Below are 23,243 nucleotides of genomic sequence, written 5' to 3'. Positions count from 1 at the left end.
TCGTGTTCCCCTTGCCAGGGATATGGAAACGAGCAAGAGTGGGTTAACCACTCCCAACCCGTCAGGAGTGGCCTAACCCTCTACGGGGAGCTACCAGAATCGGGACATACACCCGTAGAAACAGAAGAAATGCCGTGGCCCAAAGTAATCCAGACAGATTCCAGCCCAGCTGGGGCCACGACAATATCGGCAGCAACAGGCGAACGGCTGCCGCAAACAGCAGCAGACACAACGCCAGCTGAATCAAACGATGAGCCCTTAACGGGCGGCCAGTGTGCCCGAGGGATACCCGTGCCATCATGCTCATGATCAGAAAACCGATCGCACCAACCGTAAGCAGATGTAATGCATCAGCAACTGCAATCCAGCCGGTCAGTAGTGCCATACCAGTCAGTGCCAGACCAATTGCCAACGCCAAATAAGCCAGATGCAGAGACCATAACAAGGCCTCATTGCGGCTGTACCAACCACCCCAATGTCCCAGACGGTACAAGTGAATGTGAGCAATCACTATCATTGAGAAACCCGGGTTTATTGGCATTTGATACAACGCAGAGAGCAGATAACAAATGGCTGCCAACGCCGACAAGAGGAGAAGTACACGATCGGCAACAGGAGTTGACTGTACTCGTTCGGAGGCAACTGCATTACGGGTAAACATGGGTACCACACGTCCGGCCACCACTCCGATGATCAGACAGAACACCAGTATCGCCGTACGAGCCACATGCAATGCCAAACCGGATTGATGCTCAGCCAGAACGATAAAGGCCAGTTGCAACAGTGCAATCACAGCCAGAATTGGCAAAAACAGATAGTTGCGTTTACTACGTGCCACAATCAGCATGCGCGCCATCGCGCAGATGACCAGCAACCACCAGCTGCTTTGCAACACCACCAACACCAGCAGAGGCAGCGAACTCCACAACAGCATCCTTAGCAAAATCCACAGCAGCACCAGTGTCTGCAAACCATAACCATGCAAGCTGCGCTGGCCTGTCCAGCTCTGCGCAGCCGTCAGCAAAAAACCGGCAGCTACGGTAAAACCAAAACCGAACAGCATTTCATGAACATGCCAGTACAGTGGCGACCAGCGCAGCCCGGCACCATTCCAGAAGGCATCAAGCCAGCCCAGCCATACCAGAATGGCAACCACCGCCAGAATCGCAGCAAGCAGGAATAAAGGACGAAAAGCCAACTCCCAGAGCGGTGCATCCGGGTGTAAAACGGCGCTAGTCTTCATGGCTGAGAACTCCCTAACTGCTTCCGGTTAAGGGCCGACAAACGCATGATAAAACCAAACTTGATCAGGACGGCCCACAACAAGGCACTGACATGGCTGAGCCCCTGCAACAGCAACGACAAATGGTCAGCCAGCACATAACCAGACCACACCGACGCCAGCGTCATCAGCCCCCCCAAGGCCATCAACCGATTCCCCCAAGATAGAAGACGCTGCCATGACACTGCTGATGCCGGGACGATAGGATCGTAAATACTTGCCGAACGAGAGAAAGACAAACCGGGCATGATTGGAACTCCTGCAATAACAATCTGCTGGAAGTTCTTTAGCCAATTACATGCCAAAAATATTTTTATATTAAAATCAACAACTTAAAAAATCTTCTGGACTTTTGATGTCAATATGACTACTTATTAAAGAGTCAAAAAAACAATGAGTAGTCATAATGACAAACATCCCGCTTGCATCGCTGATTGAACTGGCCCTAGACCTCAGCAGAGGCCTGACCAGTCAGGATCGCTTCCAGCGCCTGCTGGGAACGGTCCGCCGAACAATTCGCTGCGACGCAGTCGTTTTGCTGGTACGTCAGGGGGATACCCTCAAACCTCTGGCGCAACAGGGACTCAGCACCGACAGCCTCGGCCGCCGTTTTGTCATCAGCGAACATCCGCGCTTTCAAACCATCTGCGATTCATTGACACCCGTTCGCTTTCCGAGCGGATACCCGCTACCGGACCCATACGATGGCCTACTCCTGGCATCGGAAGGTAACCTGCCCATTCATGCCTGTATGGGCCTGCCATTGTTATTTGAAAATCGTCTGATCGGTGTGCTGAGTCTCGATAGCCTGCAACCCGGCGAATTCGACGATATTGCCGAACGCACCCTGGAAATCATTTCAGCCATGGCAGCAGCGAGCTTGAATACCGCTCTGACTCTGGAGCTGCTCGAACGTAACTCGGCCCGTGCCGAACAGCTTGTGCAGGAACTGACCCATGCGCCATCTCATGGCGTCGATATGATTGGCAACAGCCCTGCCCTACAGCAGCTACAGGCCAGTATTCATACCGTTGCTCCTTCCGATCTGACCGTCCTGATCAGTGGTGAAACCGGTACCGGCAAGGAGTTGGTAGCCAATGCCATACATCAGCAATCAAACCGCGCGCATGGCCCGCTGGTGTATCTGAACTGTGCTGCGTTACCCGAAAACCTGATTGAAAGTGAATTGTTTGGCCATATTCGTGGGGCCTTTACCGGTGCGGATCACAACCGCACCGGCAAGTTCGCCCTGGCCGATGGCGGCACCCTGTTTCTGGATGAAGTTGGCGAACTACCACTTCATCTCCAGAGTAAATTGCTACGTGCCTTGCAAAACCGTGAAATCCAGACTGTCGGTGAAGATCAGCCAAGACTGGTTAATGTGCGAGTCATTGCGGCAACCAATCGAGACCTGGCCGGCGAAGTCAGCAATGGCCAGTTCCGCGCTGATCTCTACCACCGCCTCAGCGTTTTTCCGATCCATGTGCCAGCTTTACGTGACCGAGCTGAAGATATACCGTTATTGGCAGGTTATTTTAGCGAACGTGCCCGCCGCAAACTCGGTATAAACCAGTTACGCCTTAGTCAATCAGCAGTGCAACAACTGACCACCAGCGATTGGCCCGGCAATATCCGGGAGCTGGAACATGGTATTGACCGTGCCGCCCTACGAGCGCGCAGCCGTCAACCCAATACCGGTATCATCACCATTGAAGCCGCCGATATTGCTGATCTGATAAACCAGGCAAGCACAACACAGGCTGCTGCAGACGTTTTTCCACTCTCATCAACTCCAATGCCCGTCGTTAATCTTCGTGACGCCACCGATCAGTTTCAACGTCAGTTATTACTGGAAACATTGAACCTCTGTAATGGTAATCAGGCCGAAGCAGCCCGCCGTCTGCAGATCGACCGTGCCAACTTTGGACGTCTGGCGCGCCGTCTCGGTATACAGATTCACAAACAGATCACCACGGGGGCATAACAATCCTGTCAGCGGACACCAACATCCACCCAACGATGGATATTCCATAACCGGATTGCCTCTGTCTTCAGCAATCATCACTGCTATAATCCGGCCTCTTTAAACGTCGCCAATTGCAAGTTTTGCCTTGCTGACAACAGGAATTGTGCCGTGAGTCAGAGTCGCCATAACGTCAAAACCTTCCAGGGTCTGATCGCCACCCTGCAGGAATACTGGTCCGAACAGGGCTGTGTCATCAATCAACCACTCGATCTGGAAGTCGGTGCCGGTACGTTCCACGTCCACACCTTCCTGCGTGCGGTTGGCCCGGAAAACTGGAACTCTGCCTACGTTCAGCCAAGCCGTCGTCCAACCGACGGTCGTTACGGTGAAAACCCGAACCGTCTGCAGCACTACTACCAGTTCCAGGTGGTGATGAAGCCGAACCCGGCAGACTTCCAGGAAAAATACCTGGGCTCCCTGAAAGCACTGGGCATCGACCCACTGGTTCACGACATCCGTTTCGTGGAAGACAACTGGGAATCGCCAACTCTGGGCGCCTGGGGTCTGGGTTGGGAAGTATGGCTGAACGGTATGGAAGTGACCCAGTTCACCTACTTCCAGCAAGCGGGCGGCCTCGAATGTTTCCCGGTTACCGGTGAAATCACCTACGGTCTGGAACGTATCGCCATGTACCTGCAGGAAGTGAACTCGGTTTACGACCTGGTATGGACCTACGGCCCGGACGGCAAGGCCGTTACCTACGGCGACGTGTTCCACCAGAACGAAGTGGAACAGTCCACTTACAACTTCGAATACGCTGACGTTGATTTCCTGTTCCAGGCATTTAACCAGTACGAAAAAGACTGTAACCGTCTGATTGCTGCCGGCCTGCCGCTGCCAGCTTACGAACAGACCCTGAAGGCTTCCCACACCTTCAACCTGCTGGATGCCCGTGGTGCTATCTCCGTGACTGAACGTCAGGGTTATATCCTGCGCGTCCGCACCCTGGCCCGTGCCGTTGCGCACTCCTACTTCGACAGCCGCGCTGAAAAAGGCTTCCCTCTGGCGGATGAAGCCAACCGCGCCGATGTGCTGGCCCGTTACAAGGCCCAGAAAGAAGAACAGGCCCAGAAAGCCCAGCAGGAGAACAAATAATGAGCAACGTTGAAACCAAGAGCTTTCTGGTTGAGCTGGGCACTGAAGAACTGCCACCAAAAGCCCTGAGAACCCTGTCCGAAGCCTTTGGTGCCGGTATTGAACAAGGCCTGAAAGACGCCGGTCTGGCGTTTGGCCAGGTTGAACTGTTTGCCGCCCCACGTCGTCTGGCCGTACGTATTGCCGAACTGCCCGTCAAACAGGACGACCAGCAGGAAACCCTGTTTGGCCCACCGGCCAACATCGCCTTTGATGCCGAAGGCAAACTGACCAAAGCCGCCGAAGGTTTTGCCAGCCGCGCCGGTGTTACCGCAGCCGAGCTGCAAACTGCCCCGGAATCCGAAGGCAAAAACGCTGGCAAGCTGATGGTACGTCGTACCATCGCTGGCAAACCAACCGCCGAGCTGCTGGGTGCCATTGTGCAAGCCAGCCTCGACAAGCTGCCAATTCCGAAGCGTATGCGCTGGGGTGCTTCCCGCGTTGAATTCGTACGTCCAGCCCAGTGGCTGGTGATGCTGTTTGGCACCGACGTGGTGAACACCGAAGTGCTGGGCATCAGCTCCGGCAACAGCAGCCGTGGTCACCGTTTCCACGCTCCGGAAGCCGTGGTGTTTGCCGACCCGTCCGAATACGAAAGCAAACTGCGCGCGGCCTACGTGATGGCCAGCTTCGCCGAACGTGCTGAACTGATCGAGCGTCAGGTAAAAGCCGAAGGCGAAAAACTGGGCGGTGTTGCCCAGATTGATGCCGACCTGCTGAACGAAGTAACCGCTCTTAACGAATGGCCAGTGGCGCTGTCCGGCTCCTTCGAAGAGCGTTTCCTGAGCGTGCCACAGGAAGCCCTGATTTCCTCCATGAAGGAACACCAGAAGTACTTCCACGTGACCCGCGACGGCAAGCTGCTGCCGAACTTCATTACCATCGCCAACATCGAGTCCAAAGACCCGTCACAGGTGATTTCCGGTAACGAAAAGGTGATCCGTCCACGTCTGTCCGACGCCGCTTTCTTCTGGGAAACCGACCGCAAACAGCCACTGGAAAGCCGTTTTGCCAAGCTGGAAAACGTGGTCTGGGTGAATGGTCTGGGTTCTGTTGCTGACAAGGCGCGCCGCATTGGCAACCTGGCCAGCCAGATTGCGACCTTCACTGGTGCAGAAGTGGCCCACGTTCAACGTGCCGCCCAGCTGTGCAAGAACGACCTGGTCTCCAACATGGTGAACGAGTTCACCGAGCTGCAAGGTCTGGCTGGCAAGTATTACGCTGAAAACGACGGTGAACACGCAGACGTTGCCGCCGCCATGATCGAACAGTACATGCCAGCCTTTGCCGGTGATGCCCTGCCAGCCACCGCCACCGGTACTGCCATCGCCCTGGCCGACCGTCTGGATTCTCTGGTGGGTCTGTTTGGTATTGGCCAACTGCCAACCGGTTCCAAGGACCCGTTTGCCCTGCGTCGTGCCTCTCTGGGCGTGCTGCGTATCCTGGTTGAGAAACAGCTGAACATCGATCTGAAAGACCTGATCAGCTGGGCCATCAACAACAACTGGCCAGCCGACCTGAAAGGCGAAACCGCAGCCACCCTGACGGAATACATGCTGGATCGTTTCAGCGCCTGGTACCAGGACGCCAACATCCCGGCTGAAGTATTCCAGTCTGTGCGTGCCCTGGGGGTTACCAACCCGCTGGACATCGACCGTCGTGTGAAAGCCGTACACGCGTTCTACCAGCTGGAAGCCGCCCAGGCACTGGCGTCTGCCAACAAGCGTGTATCCAACATCCTCGCCAAGAACGGTGGTGATGCCGTAGTTGCCACGGTTAACGCCGCGCTGCTGCAACAGGATGAAGAACGCGCCCTGTTTGAAGAAATGACCGGCCTCACCGACCTCATCGTGCCATCCCTGCAAAAAGGTGACTACAACGGCGCTCTGACCGCCCTGTCGACCCTGCGCAGTGTGGTGGATGCCTTCTTCGACAAGGTGATGGTGATGGCCGACGACGAAGCCATCAAGAACAACCGTCTGGCACTGCTGAAGCAGCTGGGTGGTATGTTCATGGCAATCGCCGACATCAGTCTGCTGCAGGCGTAAGCCACGGCCGACGCCAATAAGGGAAGCTCCGGCTTCCCTTTTTTCTGCAAGCCCGTTTTACCAACACAGGGAAATATCATGGACAGCCGGCCACTGATCATTCTGGACCGCGATGGTGTTCTGAATCTCGACTCCGACGCCTACGTCAAATCCGTAGACGAATGGATCCCCATTCCCGGCAGCGCCGAAGCCGTTGCCCGCCTGTGCAAGGCCGGTTATCAGGTGGCGGTGGCTACCAACCAGTCCGGCCTCGCCCGTGGCTACTTCAGCCAGGCCGATCTTGATGCCATGCACACCAAAATGACGGCGCTGGTCAACGCAGCCGGTGGCGAGTTCGCCCATATTGCCTGGTGTCCACACGGCCCGGATGACAGCTGTGATTGCCGCAAACCCTTGCCCGGCCTGATTCATCAGATTGAACGTGTGTTAGGCGTTAGCGCCGCCGGTGGCTGGATGGTCGGAGACTCCATCCGCGACCTCGAAGCCGGTGTCGCCGCCGGTTGCAAACCCGTGCTGGTACGCACCGGCAAGGGTGAAGCATCGGTCGCCAAACTGGCGCGTTATCCGCAGCTAGCCACGGCCGAGGTGTACAACGACCTCGCCAGCTGGGTCGACCAGCTGCTGGAAAGTGTCAAATAATCCGGTATCCGGACATTTTATGGTGCCATTTTGGCAACAGTCATAGGAATATTGGTTAAAAGATAGTTAACCGGGTGGTGGTATAACACAGCACCCGATTATGACCGCTTAACAATAAGGCTCGCCAAGCTCATGAATACCAGCCGTCATGCCGATACCCACGGTCCGGCCACTAAACCACTCAGCCACAAGCTGCGTACAGCACTGTTTTACATCTGGCTCAGTATCGCCACCGTATTCTGGTTTATTCCCAGTCTGCTGATCGGCCCGTTCCTGCCATTAAAAACCCGCAACTACTGGATTATGGGCATTCATTGCCGTCTGGTGATTTTTGGTCTGCGCTGGTTGGCCGGTATCCGCTGTGAAGTCGAAGGTGCTGAAAACATCCCGCACAATGGCGTAGGCCATGTGCTGATCAGCAAACACCAGAGCACCTGGGAAACCTTCATGCTGCCAACCCTGATCTACCCGCACGTGCAGGTAGTGAAGAAAGAACTCTCGTACCTGCCATTTTTTGGCTGGGGCCTGAGCCTGATCAAACCGATCTTTATTGATCGCAGCAAAAAGGCCAACGCTCTCAAACAGGTCATCCAGGGCGGTGAAGAACGTCTGAAAGACGGTATTCACGTACTGGTGTTCCCGGAAGGCAGCCGTATCCCGTCCGGTAAACGCAAGGTGTTCTCCAAGGGCGGCGCCATGCTGGCCACCAAAACCGCTGCACCGGTGATCCCGATTGCCCACAACTCCGGCGACCTGTGGCCGAACACCAGCTGGGTAAAATCTCCTGGTGTTATCCGTATTGTGGTCGGCAAGGCGATCCAGACCGAAGGCATGAGCACCGCCGAACTGAACGACATGACCGAACAATGGATCAACGAACAGGTAGACCGTATCTCAGCCGTTCCATTCACTGGCGAGTACGTAGAGGCGGCTACCAGCGGAAAACGCTTCTGAGCGCGATATAGAGCCTCTCAGCGTAAAAACAAAAGGCACCCGATGGGTGCCTTTTTTATGGCCGTCGTCTGACCTCATCGCCACCAACAACAGCCCGCGCCGACCACACAGGTGATAGCGCCCTGTCTGCCGGGTGTCTGATCCAGCCAAACGCCAGATCCGATCGCGGCCCGGCCAGACACCAGACACCAGACACCAGACACCAGACACCAGACACCAGACACCAGACACCAGACACCAGACACCAGACACCAGACACCAGACACCAGACACCAGACACCAGACACCAGACACCAGACACCAGATGCTAGCGTGGAATGTGGGCATTGATGCCCACACACCCGATCAGCCGAACGCGCCGCTTACAGAACCATCGTCGCTACCCAACCGGCCGCCAGCAGCGGCAGGTTGAAGTGCAGGAAGGTTGGAATCACAGTGTCTTTCATGTGGTTGTGCTGACCATCCGCATTCAGACCAGCACTTGGGCCCAGAGTCGAATCCGACGCCGGAGAACCGGCATCACCGAGCGCACCCGCAGTACCAATCAGCGCCACAATCGCCAGCGGGCTGAAGCCCAGCTGCACACACAGCGGCACGTAAATGGCGGCAATAATCGGCACAGTCGAGAACGACGAACCAATACCCATGGTCAGCAACAGACCCACAACCAGCAGCACAAACGAGGTCAGCGCCTTGCTGTTACCCAGCCACTCGGCAGAAGCACTCACCAGGGTATCGATATGGCCAGTGGCCTTCAGAACCTCGGAGAAACCGTTGGCGGCAATCATGATAAAACCGATGGACGCCATCATCCGGATACCGTCGAGAATCACACTCTCAGACTCGTTCCAGCGCACCACACCGGTCACCGAGAAAATCAGGAAACCAACCATCGCACCCAGCACCATGGAATCGGTCGCCAGCTGCACCACAAAGGCCGCCACAATGGCAGCAACCGCCACCACCAGACCACGACCAGTCACTTCACGCTCGCTGTGACTGCCCGCTTCCACCACTTTCAGATCGTACTCACGTGGGCGACGGTAACTGAAGAACACCGCAATCAGCAGACCAACCAGCATACCTGCCGCTGGAATCGCCATGGCTTTTACCACCGACAAACCTTCGGTATTCACACCCGCCGATGCAATCTGGCCCAGCAGGATTTCATCCAGATAAATCGCACCAAAACCTACTGGCAGGAACATATAAGGAGTGATCAGACCAAAGGTCAGCACGCAGGCGATCAGACGACGGTCCAGTTTCAGACGCGCCATCAGCATCAGCAGCGGCGGTACCAGAATCGGAATAAAGGCAATGTGGATCGGAATCAGATTCTGCGACATCATCGCCGCAACCAGCATCAGCACAATAATTGCGGTGCTGACGTGGCCCTGGTTCACGTCGGACTCATGGCCTACCCGCTTGAGCAGATTTTTGGCCAGCAGCTGTGGCAGGCCCGACAGCGAAATCGCCACCGCAAACGCACCCAGCATGGCGTAACTCAGAGCGATACCGGCACCACCACCAATACCCTCGTTAAAGGCATCCAGCGTCTGTTTCAGATCCAGACCACCAACCCAACCACCGACCAGCGCGGCGATCATCATGGATAACATCACGTGCATACGTGCGACGCTGAGAATCAGCATCAGCACGACGGCAACCACCACTGCGTTCATACGACTTACTCACTCCTGCTGAACGCCCATAAGGGCAAAACAAAAAGGCGCGGACAGTAGAAAATCGGACTGGTTAGCGCAACCCTGCTATGCCAACCTTTGGTTTGAATCATCCCCCTTGACATCACAAGAGGCTAACCATGACCGCTCGCCAGCAACTGTTTTCCCGCTATTTGCCATCCATCAAACCCGGCCGCCTGGACTGGATTGGCGTGCGCCCGGCACGCCGCGAAAACCTGCTGGTGGTTGAGCGCGCCATCGCCCTGCCCGGCCTCGGGCTGGAAGGTGATCATCGCTGCGCTGGCAGCCCGTTATCCGCCCGCCAGGTCACGCTGATTAATGCCGAACACATCCAGGTGGTCGCCAGCCTGCTCGGCCTGACCAGCATCGATCCCGGCCTGTTGCGCCGCAATCTGGTGGTCAGTGGCATCAACCTGCTGGCCCTGCGCCATCAGCAATTCCGGATTGGTGACGTCCTGCTGGAAGCCACCGCCCTTTGTCATCCGTGCAGCCGGATGGATGAAATGCTCGGCAACGGTGGCACCGCCGCCATGCTGGGTCACGGTGGCCTGTGTGCGAAGATTCTCGAAGGTGGGGAGCTGAACGTGGGCGATGCGGTCGTGCCAGTGATTGGCTGAATGTTTCACGTGGAACGTTTGGGCGTCGGGTCGGGCGTCGGGTGTCGGGTGTCGGGGACTGAAATGTAGGATGTATTAGCCGAAGGCGTAATACATCACAGGAGGTACATTTACAGCAGCAGCCCGGCTTGTTCCACCAACGCGACATAACCCTCACGGGTAGCCTTGTGTTTAACAACGAAATAATTGCCTGCGATGAAATAGCCGTGGGAATAGCCTTTATCACCATCATCCCAAAAGGTGACCAAGTGAGTTTCATTTCCTCGGTTGGACTGGAATACATCAACAATATTCCATATCCACTCATCACAGACCTTATCCGTAATCTTTACCTCTAGCGGCAAACCTGGAGGAACATAACCCGTAGCTCGTTCCGGTAGGTTGTAAGGCTTTCTCTTCAAGTGCTCACTCTTCAGATTCAGCTGCAGGCAGGCTTTTGTCTTCCCTCGTAAAATTGGATGGTGGGCAGGTTGGTTAGACGGAATAGATCCATCTTCGGCATACCAAAGTGATTTAACATACTTTGCATATATTTCCGGATTGCCTAACCGCAGACCAAGCATTATCGCGGTAACAAGCCAGAAGAATTTTCTACAGGCTTCATCATTGCTATATACAGCAAACAACTGCTCCAGCCATTGATTGCAGGTACGCAGATCAAAGCCAAAACCATCAGCGAGACTTCCAAGCACTTCAATGAGGTTGTCTGGCGCAATCACGACATCCCCATCTCCAGTTACTGCCAGCCTGTCTATGAGCCGTTGCCCAATATCTGAAGTGCTGATGAATGCCGTAAGGGAATCAGGTATGGGCAAGGCAGCACTTCTGTTAAAAAACCGGTACAGATATCGGTTGGCATCAAACCCTTCGCCATACACCGCGCGGATGGAGTGCTGGAGCTGGTCGGTATTGGTGGCAATCACAAAAACGATGCCTTCGATCTCGAACAGATGCTTCACCGTTTCCAGCAGCTCGATGGCATAGGTTGGACGGCAACGGTCCAGCTCGTCGATAAAAACGTACATGGGGTTTTGGATGTTATGGCTGTGAGGGCTTTCCGTCACATCCCTGAGCCAGTTCCTGATCTCGCTGCGCAGTGCATCGATTCCTTCCGACTTCTTCTGGTGGGAGGACAACAGCACGCCGAAGGCTTCTCCCAGCCCATTAATGCCATTTGCTTTTAAAACGACGTCAGTGACATCCACACCCCGTTTTGCGAACTGCCCAAGTTTGCTGAACAGCTTCTGTTCGCGTTCGATCCAGCGCACATGCGGATTCTGCTTTAACGCTTCCAGCACTCCACTGACTACGGTTAGCAGCGGATCATCTGAGAAGTCGTTTTTCCAGGCGTCGATATAGGCTACCGGATGATGGGGTTTGAGGGTGGCGCACCAGCGTTTGAGAAACCAGGTTTTGCCCGCTCCCCATTCAGCATTGAGGTTGATCACGTAACCGCCGTCTCGCTGACCAACATGGTTGAGGTAATGGGTCAGGAACTCGGCATACGCGGCCCGTCCAAGGCGGTCGGGGCTGAGTGGTTCGTTATGGAGTTCGCCTGGCTCGCTCCAGCTGGCCCATTCGTAGGCGGGTGTGTTGTCCGTCATTTGATCGTCACTCCCTTGAGTTCTGTCGCTCATACAAAGCGGCGTTTGGGCGGTACTGATGCAGTGTTGCTCGTATTGATTCGAGGAATGTTCCACGTGAAACAGCTCCCCTGCCCGGTTGAATCGGTACCAGCCAATGACCACTGCCATTCTTTCAGAGAGATCAAAAACAAAAAAGCCAGCGCTTCGCGCTGGCTTTTTTGTTTTTGGGGGTCGCCGCAGGCGTTCCACGTGGAACAGTCACACGGCTAACCCTGTCACCACAGATCAGACCACCAGGTCTTTGATATCCACTACCGGGTTTACGTCAGCTTCGTAATCCACACCGTCGATACCAAAACCGAACAGACGCAGGAAGTCAGCCTTGTAACCGACGAAGTCGGTTTCGGTGGCGATGGTTTCGGTGGAGATCTTGTCCCACGCATCTTCCACGGCTTTCTGGATTTCCGGTTGCAGTTCCAGCTCGTCAACACGAGCACGGCCTTCTTCGTCCAGACGTGGGCTATCGCTATACAGACACTCGGCGTACAGGCGATAGAGCTGTTCAATACAGCCTTCGTGAGTACCGGCGGCCTTCATGGTTTTGAACAGCAGTGCCAGGTACAGCGGCATGATTGGAATCGCAGAAGAAGCCTGGGTTACCACCGCTTTCAGAACAGCAACACGAGCGTCACCGCCTTTGGCTGCCAGCTTTTCACGGATGCCAATCACCTTCTTGTCGAGGTCCTGTTTGGCCTGACCGATGGTGCCGCCCCAGTAAATGTCGCGGGTCACTTTTTCACCCAGGTAGGTGAACGCAGAGGTCTTGGCGCCATCGGCCAGCACACCGGCTTCGTCCAACGCGTCGATCCACATCTGCCAGTCTTCACCACCCATCACCGCTACGGTGTTGGCGATGTCTTCTTCAGAAGCGGCTGGCAGGGTGAATTCCTGGATTTCTTCCTTGTCGGTGTTGATACCCAGCAGGGTTACATCTTTACCGATTGGCTTCAGGGTAGAGCTGTGTACCACGCCGGTTTTCGGGTGGGTACGACGTGGAGCCGCCAGGCTGTAGATCACCAGGTCAACCTGACCGAGGTCAGCTTTGATGGTGTCGATGGTTTTCTGTTTGATCTCGTCGGTGAACGCGTCACCGTTAATGCTCTTGGCGTACAGGCCTTCGGCTTCAGCGAACTTGTGGAACGCTGCCGAGTTGTACCAGCCAGCGGTACCCGGTTTCTTCTCGGAGCCTTCTTTTTCGAAGAACAGACCCAGAGTGGCAGCACCACCACCAAACGCCGCAGCGATACGGGCAGCCAGACCATAACCGGTGGAAGCGCCAATCACCAGAACGCGTTTTGGCATGGCGGAGATTGGAGCCTGAGCCTTGATGAAATCAATCTGCTCTTTTACGTTGGCTTCGCAACCGACCGGATGGGTGGTCACACACATAAAACCGCGGACTTTGGGTTTGATAATCATGAATCATTCCTGTTGATGGTGATTGCGGATAAAGCGGCCAGAGCCTTGCAATCAAGACTGTGCGGATAGAACCCCGGCAAAAACAGGCTGGGATTATACCACCTGACGAGCGGATAACAGCCTTGCCTGCAGGTCGACAATGATCAACATCAGGCGGCGGCTGTTTCCACAGCGGAACTTCACCCAGCCTGTGGATAACTTCGTGGATAATCTTGTGCGCAGGGCTATGCATAACCCGTCGTGACCGGTCACAAACGTGACGCAATAAAAAAGCCCCGGAGAACTTATGTTCGCCGGGGCCCGCATGATTACTGGGTTTTATCAGAAATCGAGGTTGGCTACGTTGAGTGCGTTGGCTTCAATAAAAGCACGACGCGGCTCTACTTCGTCACCCATCAGGGTTGTGAACATCTTGTCGGCGCCAATGGCGTCTTCGATGGTCACACGCAGCATACGACGGGTTGTCGGGTCCATGGTGGTTTCCCACAGCTGCTCCGGGTTCATCTCGCCCAGACCTTTATAGCGCTGGATGTTGAAGCCTTTACGGGCTTCGGCCAGCAGCCACTGGATGGCATCCCAGAAGTCGGTAATCGGGAACTGACGCTCACCACGCTGAATGTAGGCGCTGTCTTCCAGGGTGGAGGTCAGCACTTCACTCATGTTGGCCAGCTTGCGGTAACCGGAACCGGTGAAGAAGTCGTGGTCGAGCACGTACTGCTTCGGAATACCGTGGGTGATCACGTTCACCAGCACGTTGTATTCACCTTCGCGTTCCTTGTCGTGGATGTGTTCCACGTGGAAATGGTTGCCACTGCGACCAGCGTCCGGCAGCTTGGCCAGCATCTGGGCTGCCCAGCCTTTCACCAGCGCTTCGTCCTTGAGGTCGGCAGCGTTGAGGCGTGGCAGGGTCAGCATCTGGTGCAGAACCGCTTGTGGTGCCAGCGTCACCAGACGCTGGATGGTTTCCTGGGCTGAACGGTAATCCGCTACCAGTTTGGCAAACGCCTCGTCAGAAATGGACGGAGCGTCCACAGACGGGTGCAGGGCGGCTTTTTCCAGCGCGATGTGGGTCAGGTACTGCTCCATCGCGTCTTCATCCTTGATGTACTGCTCCTGCTTGCCACGCTTGATCTTGTAGAGCGGCGGCTGGGCAATGTAGACGTGACCACGTTCGATGATTTCTGGCATCTGACGGAAGAAGAAGGTCAACAGCAGCGTACGGATGTGCGCACCGTCGACGTCGGCGTCGGTCATGATGATGATGCGGTGGTAACGCAGTTTGTCCGGGTTGAACTCTTCACGACCAATACCACAGCCCAGCGCGGTGATCAGGGTGCCCACTTCCGCAGAAGACAGCATCTTGTCGAAGCGTGCCTTTTCCACGTTCAGGATTTTACCCTTCAGCGGCAGGATCGCCTGGGTACGACGGTCACGGCCCTGCTTGGCCGAACCACCGGCGGAGTCACCCTCCACCAGGTACACTTCGGACAGCGCCGGGTCTTTTTCCTGACAGTCAGCCAGCTTGCCAGGCAGGCCAGCGATGTCGAGAGCACCTTTACGGCGGGTCATTTCACGCGCACGACGAGCGGCTTCACGGGCACGCGCGGCGTCGATCATCTTGCCCACCAGGTCTTTGGCCTGTTGTGGTTTTTCCAGCAGATAGTCGCTGAACAGACGCGCCATCTCCTGCTCAACCGCCGTTTTGACTTCACTGGAAACCAGCTTGTCTTTGGTCTGGGAGCTGAATTTCGGGTCTGGCACTTTTACCGAAATAATGGCGGTCAGGCCTTCACGGGCGTCGTCACCGGTGGTGGCGATTTTGGCTTTTTTGGCCAGACCTTCTTTTTCGATATAGGTGTTCAGGGTACGGGTCAGAGCGGCACGGAAGCCGGCCAGGTGAGTACCACCGTCACGCTGCGGAATGTTGTTGGTGTAGCAGAAAATGTTTTCCTGGAAGCTGTCGTTCCACTGCAGGGCAACCTCAACACCAATACCGTCTTCACGCTGGGCGTTGAAGTGGAAGACGTCGTTGATCGCGGTTTTGCCATCGTTCAGATAACGCACAAATGAGGCTAGACCACCTTCGAATTCGAACAGGTCTTCCTTGTCGGTACGTTCGTCTTTCAGATGAATGCGCACGCCAGAGTTCAGGAACGACAGTTCGCGTAGGCGCTTGGCCAGGTAGTCATAGCTGAATTCGGTCTTGTTGGTAAAGGTCAGCTTGGACGGCAGGAAGGTCACGGTGGTACCGGTGTAATCACTCACGCCCACTTCGCGCAGCGGGTAATCCGGTACACCGTGGGTGTATTCCTGCTCAAACAGCTTGCCGGCACGACGGATCACCAGCTTCAGTTTTTCAGACAGGGCGTTAACAACCGACACACCTACCCCGTGCAGACCACCGGATACCTTGTAGCTGTTATCGTCGAATTTACCACCGGCGTGTAATACGGTGAGAATCACTTCAGCGGCGGATACACCTTCTTCCGGGTGCAGGTCGGTTGGAATACCACGGCCGTTATCGGACACGCTGACGGAGTTGTCGTTGTGAATCACAACGTCCACGCGGTCACAGTGACCGGCGAGTGCTTCGTCGATGGAGTTATCTACGACTTCGAACACCATGTGGTGCAGACCAGTGCCGTCATCCGTGTCACCGATGTACATTCCGGGCCGTTTGCGGACTGCGTCCAGGCCCTTCAGCACCTTGATGCTGGATGAATCGTAAACCTGCTCACTCATTCGGTGTTCCTCTTGTTCGAATAGGGCAACCCAAAGGGTTCTGGTGGTGGGGTTCAGGCAAGTGTTTCTTCCTGAAGCTGGCCGTGTTCCACGTGAAACACTTTGAAATCGGCGGGGGCCCAGCCATCCATCAATTGGTTCTTTTCAATACTGGTGATGAAGACCTGACATTTTAAATCTTCCAGCACCTGGCATAAAGCCAGACGGTGCCTGGCATCGAGTTCTGATGCCAGATCATCCACCAGATATATCGGCGCAGTGCCGGTCTGTTGCTTGAACACAATTCCCTGTGCCAGCTTCAGCGCCGAAACCACGGTTTTCTGTTGTCCGCGTGACAATACCTCGGCGGCGGGTACGCGGTTGACGGTAATACGCAGCTCAGCCCGGTGCGGGCCGGACTGGGTAAAACCGAGCTGGATATCGCGGTCTTTTTGCCGCTCCAGCACACTGGCGAGGTCCGATTCACGGTCCCAGCCAGGGTAATAATTCAGGTTAACGTCGAGGCTGTCATCCAGACTGGCCAACGTCTTGCGGAACTCCGCGACCAGAAGGGTCAGGTAAGCTTTGCGGAACTGGTCGATGCGGGCGGCAGATTCAATAAAACCGCTGTTCCACACATCCAGCCAATCACCCTGATCCTGTTTTAATGCGCTGTTGCGTTGTTTGAGGGTCTGGCGAAACATCCGCCACTCTTCAATAAAGGCAGGTTCCACGTGGAACACACCCCAGTCGAGAAACTGGCGGCGGTCTTCCGGTGTGCCCGACAACAAACGAAAGGTATTGGGTTCAATGACCTGTACCGGCAACAGGGCTGCCACCTGCGATTGTGCACTCAGCAGGGATTCATCCAGCCGGAACAGGTGGTCGCCGTTTTTCAGACGCAGGTGATATAACTCGCGTTCGGGAGTCTCATCGTCGCGTTGAAAACGCAGGCGGATTTCACAGCGGTCACGCTCATGACTGAGCACCTGCCGCACCTGGGTGCTGCGAAAGGATTTACCGGCTGCTAACAGGTGTATGGCTTCGAGGACACTGGTTTTACCACTGCCGTTGTCGCCATAAATGAAGTTCACCAGAGGTGATGGAGTAATATCCAGCGGGGCAAGATTCCTTACCCCCTGAATATCGAGTTGCCGAATGGGCATAGATATTACAAACGCATCGGCATAACAACGTAGACGGAATCCCCACCCTCTGGTTCTTCCAGCAGCGCACTGCTGTTGGCATCAGACAGGGTCATCTTGACGTTTTCCGTGGCAATCACGGACATCACATCTTGCAGGTAGGACACGTTAAAGCCCATCTCCAGGGATGCACCATTATAGTGCACTCCTACGGATTCTTCGGCTTCTTCCTGTTCCGGGTTATTGGCAAATACCTGCAGTATGTCGGTGCTCAGCAACAGACGTACACCACGGTATTTTTCGTTGGACAGAATCGCGGTACGCGCAAAAACCTGACGCAGCTCCTGACGGTTGGCAATCAGCACGTTGGTGCCGTTCTTCGGAATCACACGGGTGTAATCCGGGAACTTGCCGTCCACCAGTTTGGAAGTGAAGCTGAAGTTTTCAGTATGGGCACGCAGGTGATTGGCGCTGAACGCCAGGGTCACACTGACGTCAGCGTCCGTCAGCAGCTTGGCCAGTTCCAGCACGCCCTTGCGTGGTAGAATGATCTGACGGGCTTCATCCGGACCGCTGATATCAACACGGCAGGTCGCCAGACGGTGACCGTCGGTAGCAACCGTGCGCAGGCTGTCCTGCCCGACTTCAAACAGCATACCGTTCAGGTAATAACGTACGTCCTGCTGGGCCATGGCGAAGCTGGTGCGATCGATGGCGCGACGCAGTACCTGCTGACTCATGGCGAAGGTTTTTTCTTCACCCACGGAATCAACATTCGGGAATTCTGTGGCTGGCAGGGTCGACAGGGTGAAACGGGAACGACCGGAGCGTACGTTAACACGCTGGTCTTCCAGGGCGATTTCCAGCTGGGCACCATCTGGCAGGGAGCGGCAGATGTCCATCAGCTTTTTGCCGGGAACCGTTATTTCACCTTCAATCCCAACCTCGTCCAGGGTAACGCGGCCAATCAGTTCAACCTCGAGGTCTGTACCAGTCAGAGACAGTTGCTGACCGCGTACTTGCAGCAGCACATTCGAGAGTACAGGCAGGGTTTGCCGCTTTTCCACGACCCCGGCAACCAGTTGCAGGGGGCGAAGCAGGGCTTCCCTTGAGATGACGAATTTCATGGTTCTCCACTCAGGTTCAGGTTGTCAGTGAACGCAGCAGATTTTTGTAATCTTCCGCAACATCTGCGCTTGTTTGTTGCAGCTCTTTGACTTTACGACACGCGTGCAACACGGTGGTATGGTCGCGCCCTCCGAAAGCCTCACCAATCTCTGGAAGACTGTGATTGGTAAGCTCCTTGCTCAGAGCCATCGCGACCTGGCGCGGTCTGGCTACCGATCTGGTACGGCGCTTAGATGATAAATCAGAGATCTTGATTTTGTAATAGTCGGCAACAATGCGCTGGATGTTATCAATACTGACCTGCCGCTCTTGCAGAGCCAGCAGGTCTTTCAGGGATTCCTTGATAAACGGCAGGGTGATTTCACTGCCGGTGAACTGGGCGCTGGCAATAACCCGCTTGAGGGCGCCTTCCAGTTCACGCACGTTGGAGCGAATCCGTTGCGCCACAAAGAATGCAGCGTCGTCCGGCAGATGAATATTACTCTGCTCGGCCTTTTTCATCAGGATCGCAACCCGGGTTTCCAGTTCCGGAGGTTCTACACCCACCGTCAGACCCCAACCGAAGCGGGATTTCAGACGCTCTTCCAGACCGTGGATCTCTTTCGGATAACGGTCACAGGTCAGAATCATCTGCTGACCACCTTCCAACAGGGCGTTGAAGGTGTGGAAGAACTCTTCCTGGGAACGTTCCTTGCCCGCAAAGAACTGGATATCGTCGATTAACAACGCGTCCAGGCCACGGTAGAAACGTTTGAATTCGTTGATGGCGTTGAGCTGCAGGGCTTTTACCATGTCCTGCACAAAACGCTCGGAATGCACATACAGCACCTTGGCATTCGGATTCTTGCTTTGCAGGTAGTTACCCACCGCGTGCATCAGGTGCGTCTTACCCAGACCTACGCCGCCATATATAAAGAGGGGGTTGTAGGAACCACCGGCGTTTTCCGCCACCTGACGTGCTGCCGCATGGGCCAGCTGGTTCGACTTACCTTCCACGAAGGTTTTGAACGTAAACGCCGGGTTCAGGAAGCTGCGGTGTTTGACGCCACCTTCTACCTGCACTTCACGACGGTTACTGTTTTTCGCAGCGGCAGCAGCAACCGCCGGAGCAGCAGCACTGGCCGGAATAATAATGGAGCTGGCCGGTTGTGACGGCACTGGTGCACCAAAATCATCATCTTCGGGCAGATTGTCTTCGGCACGGGCACGGGTCGCCGCAAAACTCGGCGCACTGACCGGTGCCGTTGGTGGTGGAGTGACCACACGGGAAGGCTCAGGCGGCCGGAACATGGGTTGTGACTCCCCCACGACCAGATCGACATGCGTAATCCGCCCACCATTCAGGTCGGAGAGGATTTCCTGTATGCGCTGCAGATACTTGTCTTTAACCCAGTCGCGCACAAAGCGGTTCGGGGCGCTCAGAATCAGCTGCTGATTACGCGATGACGCAATCAATGGACGAATCCAGGTGTTGTATTGCTGCGTTGGCAACTCGTGCTCCAGGCTACGCAGACACTCTTCCCACAGGGCGGTCACTGACACCTCAAACGGCTAGGAAAAAAACGGGACGAGCATTCTAATCAAAGCCGCTCAACTTATCCACAGGATATTCTTCCGGTCAGCAAATCGGCGTGTGATACTTTCTGTGGATAACCCGACGATAACCCTGAGGATGCTCCACAGCACAAATCGACGACTTTCGCCGGACTGTATAACCGGCTATCTTATGCACCTCTTCCGGTCAGCTAAATCCCAGCTCACCAACGTCTTTTCTATGCGGTTATTCATCGCGCAAACCATTGTTTCAGAAAGAGAAATAATTGTTATCCACAGAAATTGCCAACAGTAAAAACCATAACATCAAACCCCTTCCCCTTACCTTCAGACCAGATTTCCATTCACAGACTAATTTTGCTGACCGATTTGGGGTCGGACAGGTCGGATTTTGAGCAGTTTTGCCAAGGCGGGCTAAAATCTGATCGGTCAAAAAATTGCGCGAACGTTTGGAAAGATTTGCTGACCGTAAGCGATTGCACTGGAAAAAGTGCTGAAAAATCCGTAACTTGTTGCGCCTCGAAGGGGATTTACGGTCAGCAAAAGTGTTCATGGAATAATCATTGCCTTGGCACCTGCTTTAACCTACAATTGCCGCCCTTTAAAAACCGACCCTAAACATCAACCCGGGTGAAAGTCATATGAAACGTACATTTCAACCAAGCGTACTGAAGCGCAAGCGTACCCACGGCTTCCGTGCACGCATGGCTACCAAGAACGGTCGTCAGGTTCTGGCTCGTCGTCGCGCCAAGGGCCGTGCTCGTCTGTGCGCCTGAGCGTAACTACCAGGCTCCTGTAACCAGTTTCCAGTTTCAAATGTCTGCATTCGATTTCAGCCGTAACGCGCGACTGCTCCGACCGGCTGAATTCAAGCGGGTATTTGATAACACCGAATGGCGCGGGAGCACGCCGTGCCTGTTGATCCTGGCAAGCGCCAATCAACAGGCTCAGGCACGACTGGGCTTCGTGATTGCGAAAAAACAGGTTCGTCACGCTGTTGACCGCAATCGCATCAAACGTATTGTCCGTGAATCGTTCCGCCTGAATCAGGCAAAGCTCGAAGCACAGGACTTTGTCATCCTCGCCCGCTCTGGCTGTACTGAACTGGATAACCAGCAGCTGCGTGAGATGATTGACGCCCTTTGGTTCAGATTGAGGCGCCCCAGCCATGCCAAACCCGATAACAGCCAGCGAAAAAAGCGGCGCTAGTCTTCTGGCTCGTTTGTTTTTGTTGTTAATCCGGGTGTATCGGTATGCCATCAGCCCGATGCTGCCGAATCGTTGCCGTTTTTATCCTTCCTGCTCTGCCTATGGGCTCGAAGCCATCCAGCGCTACGGCGCCTGGACCGGAGGCTGGCTCACACTGAAGCGCCTGTCTCGCTGCCATCCCTGGGGTCAGCACGGAGTCGATATGGTTCCCGACCTCGCTGATCACCATTCTTCCAACTGTTGTCAACGGAAACCCTGAAGATGGATATCCGCCGTACGGTTATTTTTATTGGTCTTGCCATCAGCAGTTATTTGATGATTCTTGCCTGGAACGATGACTACGGTCAGAAGCCTGGCAGTACTGCTCCGATGGATGTTGTTCTCAATACCGAGAGCGAAGCGCCGGTTGCCAGCGTGGCATCCGCCAACTCTGAACACCCTACCCTTGATGGTCAGCCTGTCGTTGCTGCGGTTACTGGTTCTACTGAACCTGTACGTGTGCGCACTGACGTGCTGGATATCACCATCGATCCACGGGGCGGTGAAATTGTTCAGGCCCTGCTGCCGGCTTACCCGGTTGCAGTGGATCAGAAAGACACTCCGTTTGTGCTGCTGGAGCAGAACGAGCGTCGTACCTATGTGGCCCAGAGTGGTCTGATTGGTCGTGACGGTGTTGATAACAACGGCGCTGCCCGTTTTGTTGTTGATGCCACTTCCTACGAGCTGAAAGACGGTGCTGACTCTCTGTCAGTGGTTCTGAAAGCTGAGACTGCCAAAGGTCTGGTCGAAAAAGTGTTCACTTTCCGTCGTGGTGATTACCTGGTGGACGTGACTTACCGTATCCACAACACCTCGTCTGAAGACTGGCAGGGTGTGTTCTTTGCCCAGCTGAAGCGTGACGGTTCTGCAGATCCATCCAAGTCCAGCTCCATGGGTATGAACGCTTACCTGGGGGCGGCGACTACCAGCAAGGAAAACCGTTACGAAAAGGTGACCTTCAAGGATCTGGAAGAACAGCCGTACAAGAACCAGCACGAAGGTGGTTGGGCAGCCATGCTGCAACACTACTTCGTCAGCGCCTGGGTACCTGACCAGAGCGCCAGCCACACGTTCAACGGCCGTTTTGTGAATGGTAACTACATCTTCGGTTTCTACGATCAGCCAATGACCGTCGCTGCTGGTGCTACTGCTGAGACCGGTGCCAGCCTGTATATGGGCCCAAAATCCCAGGATCGTCTGGCCGAAGTGGCTGAACACCTGGATCTGACCGTGGATTACGGCTGGTTGTGGTGGATTGCCCAGCCGCTGTTTGCTGGTCTGATTTTCTTCCATGGTCTGGTTGGCAACTGGGGTGTTGCAATCATCCTGCTGACTGTCTGTGTGAAGCTGCTGTTCTTCTACCCGTCTGCAATGAGCTACCGCTCTATGGCCAACATGCGCAAGGTTGGTCCGAAGATGCAGGAACTGAAGGAAAAGTATGCTGATAACCGTGAGAAACTGGGCCAGGAAATGATGGCGCTGTACAAGCGCGAGAAGATCAATCCGCTCGGTGGCTGTCTGCCAATGCTGATCCAGATGCCGGTATTCATCTCCCTGTACTGGGTACTGATGGAATCCGTGGAACTGCGTCAGGCGCCATTTGCGCTGTGGATCAAGGACATGTCGGTCATGGACCCTTATTTCATTCTGCCGCTGATCATGGGTGCTTCCATGTTTATCCAGATGAAGCTGAACCCGGCTCCACCAGATCCGATGCAAGCACGTGTGATGCAGCTGATGCCAATCATGTTCACCGTGTTCTTCCTGTGGTTCCCGGCTGGTCTGGTACTGTACTGGGTGTGTAACAACATCCTGTCCATTGCCCAGCAGTACGTGATCACCAAACAGATCGAAAAAGGGGCCTGATCCCGCTTTTGATCCACTAAAGGCGCTTCGGCGCCTTTTTTGTTATGTGCGTTTGTTATGCGTGGCTTGCGGGTACACTGAAGCCCGTCACCAGAGCCCTGTTTGTGTTTCGA

19 protein-coding genes are annotated in these 23,243 nt (G+C 55.0%); 10 read left to right on the top strand and 9 right to left on the bottom strand.

Translation table 11 applies throughout. The features are described 5' to 3' along the window. Window positions 1-61 precede the first annotated feature (61 nt). Both OUO13_RS08715 and OUO13_RS08710 read right to left on the bottom strand, forming a co-directional pair. Window positions 62-1,243 carry an NnrS family protein gene (locus OUO13_RS08715; RefSeq protein ID WP_283173485.1) on the bottom strand — a complete coding sequence of 394 codons (1,182 nt, stop codon included), beginning with the start codon at window positions 1,241-1,243 and terminating at the stop codon, window positions 62-64. Continuing rightward, the gene (locus OUO13_RS08710) at window positions 1,240-1,428 is read right to left on the bottom strand and encodes a hypothetical protein (protein ID WP_283173484.1); all 189 of its coding nucleotides are present in this window, start codon (window positions 1,426-1,428) and stop codon (window positions 1,240-1,242) included. Before OUO13_RS08710 ends, OUO13_RS08715 begins: the two co-directional genes overlap by 4 nt. 260 nt (window positions 1,429-1,688) lie before the next feature. Between OUO13_RS08710 and norR the strand changes: the two genes are divergently transcribed. The 5 genes from norR to OUO13_RS08685 all read left to right on the top strand — a co-directional run bounded on the left by norR (window position 1,689) and on the right by OUO13_RS08685 (window position 8,083). Then, complete coding sequence (gene norR, locus OUO13_RS08705) at window positions 1,689-3,266, top strand: nitric oxide reductase transcriptional regulator NorR (protein ID WP_283173483.1); 1,578 nt, start codon at window positions 1,689-1,691, stop codon at window positions 3,264-3,266. Between the two features lie 150 nt (window positions 3,267-3,416). Next, complete coding sequence (gene glyQ, locus OUO13_RS08700) at window positions 3,417-4,403, top strand: glycine--tRNA ligase subunit alpha (protein WP_283173482.1); 987 nt, start codon at window positions 3,417-3,419, stop codon at window positions 4,401-4,403. Further along, the gene (gene glyS, locus OUO13_RS08695) at window positions 4,403-6,490 is read left to right on the top strand and encodes a glycine--tRNA ligase subunit beta (RefSeq protein ID WP_283173481.1); all 2,088 of its coding nucleotides are present in this window, start codon (window positions 4,403-4,405) and stop codon (window positions 6,488-6,490) included. The genes glyQ and glyS overlap by 1 nt, the downstream gene beginning before the upstream one ends. A gap of 78 nt (window positions 6,491-6,568) precedes the next feature. Continuing rightward, window positions 6,569-7,129, top strand: coding sequence for a D-glycero-beta-D-manno-heptose 1,7-bisphosphate 7-phosphatase (gene gmhB, locus OUO13_RS08690; protein ID WP_283173480.1), 561 nt, complete (start codon window positions 6,569-6,571; stop codon window positions 7,127-7,129). A gap of 132 nt (window positions 7,130-7,261) precedes the next feature. Further along, the gene (locus OUO13_RS08685) at window positions 7,262-8,083 is read left to right on the top strand and encodes a lysophospholipid acyltransferase family protein (RefSeq protein WP_283173479.1); all 822 of its coding nucleotides are present in this window, start codon (window positions 7,262-7,264) and stop codon (window positions 8,081-8,083) included. A 362-nt stretch (window positions 8,084-8,445) separates the two neighbouring features. Here the strand turns inward: OUO13_RS08685 and OUO13_RS08680 are convergent, their stop codons facing one another. After that, entirely contained in the window at window positions 8,446-9,765 is a 1,320-nt protein-coding gene (locus OUO13_RS08680; protein WP_283173478.1) for a Na+/H+ antiporter family protein, read from the bottom strand. A 140-nt stretch (window positions 9,766-9,905) separates the two neighbouring features. On the opposite strand from OUO13_RS08680, the gene OUO13_RS08675 reads away from it, so the two are divergent. Further along, the gene (locus tag OUO13_RS08675) at window positions 9,906-10,403 is read left to right on the top strand and encodes an MOSC domain-containing protein (RefSeq protein WP_283173477.1); all 498 of its coding nucleotides are present in this window, start codon (window positions 9,906-9,908) and stop codon (window positions 10,401-10,403) included. Window positions 10,404-10,513: 110 nt separating this feature from the next. Here OUO13_RS08675 and OUO13_RS08670 read toward each other — a convergent pair whose 3' ends face one another. From OUO13_RS08670 to dnaA, 6 genes are all read right to left on the bottom strand, one after another. Then, window positions 10,514-12,238, bottom strand: coding sequence for a KAP family P-loop NTPase fold protein (locus OUO13_RS08670; RefSeq protein WP_283173476.1), 1,725 nt, complete (start codon window positions 12,236-12,238; stop codon window positions 10,514-10,516). Between the two features lie 36 nt (window positions 12,239-12,274). After that, complete coding sequence (fabV, locus tag OUO13_RS08665; protein WP_283173475.1) at window positions 12,275-13,468, bottom strand: enoyl-ACP reductase FabV; 1,194 nt, start codon at window positions 13,466-13,468, stop codon at window positions 12,275-12,277. 321 nt (window positions 13,469-13,789) lie between these two features. Then, window positions 13,790-16,210: a DNA topoisomerase (ATP-hydrolyzing) subunit B gene (gyrB, locus tag OUO13_RS08660; RefSeq protein ID WP_283173474.1), complete on the bottom strand. Its 2,421-nt coding sequence runs from the start codon at window positions 16,208-16,210 to the stop codon at window positions 13,790-13,792. A gap of 53 nt (window positions 16,211-16,263) precedes the next feature. Then, window positions 16,264-17,355, bottom strand: a complete 1,092-nt coding sequence (recF, locus tag OUO13_RS08655; RefSeq protein WP_283173473.1) for a DNA replication/repair protein RecF — start codon at window positions 17,353-17,355, stop codon at window positions 16,264-16,266. Between the two features lie 5 nt (window positions 17,356-17,360). Beyond that, window positions 17,361-18,461 carry a DNA polymerase III subunit beta gene (gene dnaN / locus OUO13_RS08650; protein WP_283173472.1) on the bottom strand — a complete coding sequence of 367 codons (1,101 nt, stop codon included), beginning with the start codon at window positions 18,459-18,461 and terminating at the stop codon, window positions 17,361-17,363. Between the two features lie 16 nt (window positions 18,462-18,477). Next, window positions 18,478-20,004 carry a chromosomal replication initiator protein DnaA gene (gene dnaA, locus OUO13_RS08645; RefSeq protein WP_283173471.1) on the bottom strand — a complete coding sequence of 509 codons (1,527 nt, stop codon included), beginning with the start codon at window positions 20,002-20,004 and terminating at the stop codon, window positions 18,478-18,480. A 653-nt stretch (window positions 20,005-20,657) separates the two neighbouring features. Here dnaA and rpmH point away from each other — a divergent pair. The 4 genes from rpmH to yidC are packed head-to-tail and all read left to right on the top strand — an operon-like array spanning window position 20,658 to window position 23,130. Further along, window positions 20,658-20,792, top strand: coding sequence for a 50S ribosomal protein L34 (rpmH, locus tag OUO13_RS08640; protein ID WP_283173470.1), 135 nt, complete (start codon window positions 20,658-20,660; stop codon window positions 20,790-20,792). Between the two features lie 40 nt (window positions 20,793-20,832). After that, a complete protein-coding gene (gene rnpA, locus OUO13_RS08635; RefSeq protein ID WP_283173469.1) occupies window positions 20,833-21,225 on the top strand; it encodes a ribonuclease P protein component in 393 nt (130 codons plus the stop codon). Continuing rightward, window positions 21,185-21,484, top strand: coding sequence for a membrane protein insertion efficiency factor YidD (gene yidD, locus OUO13_RS08630; protein ID WP_283173468.1), 300 nt, complete (start codon window positions 21,185-21,187; stop codon window positions 21,482-21,484). The genes rnpA and yidD overlap by 41 nt, the downstream gene beginning before the upstream one ends. Window positions 21,485-21,486: 2 nt before the next feature. Continuing rightward, on the top strand, window positions 21,487-23,130 hold the full coding sequence (gene yidC / locus OUO13_RS08625) for a membrane protein insertase YidC (RefSeq protein WP_283173467.1): 1,644 nt from the start codon (window positions 21,487-21,489) through the stop codon (window positions 23,128-23,130). The last annotated feature ends 113 nt before the right edge of the window (window positions 23,131-23,243 follow it).

Origin of the sequence: Parathalassolituus penaei (assembly GCF_026626885.1) — a bacterium.
Lineage (GTDB): Bacteria > Pseudomonadota > Gammaproteobacteria > Pseudomonadales > Oceanobacteraceae > Oceanobacter > Oceanobacter penaei.
This window is presented reverse-complemented; position numbering and strand designations above follow the sequence as displayed.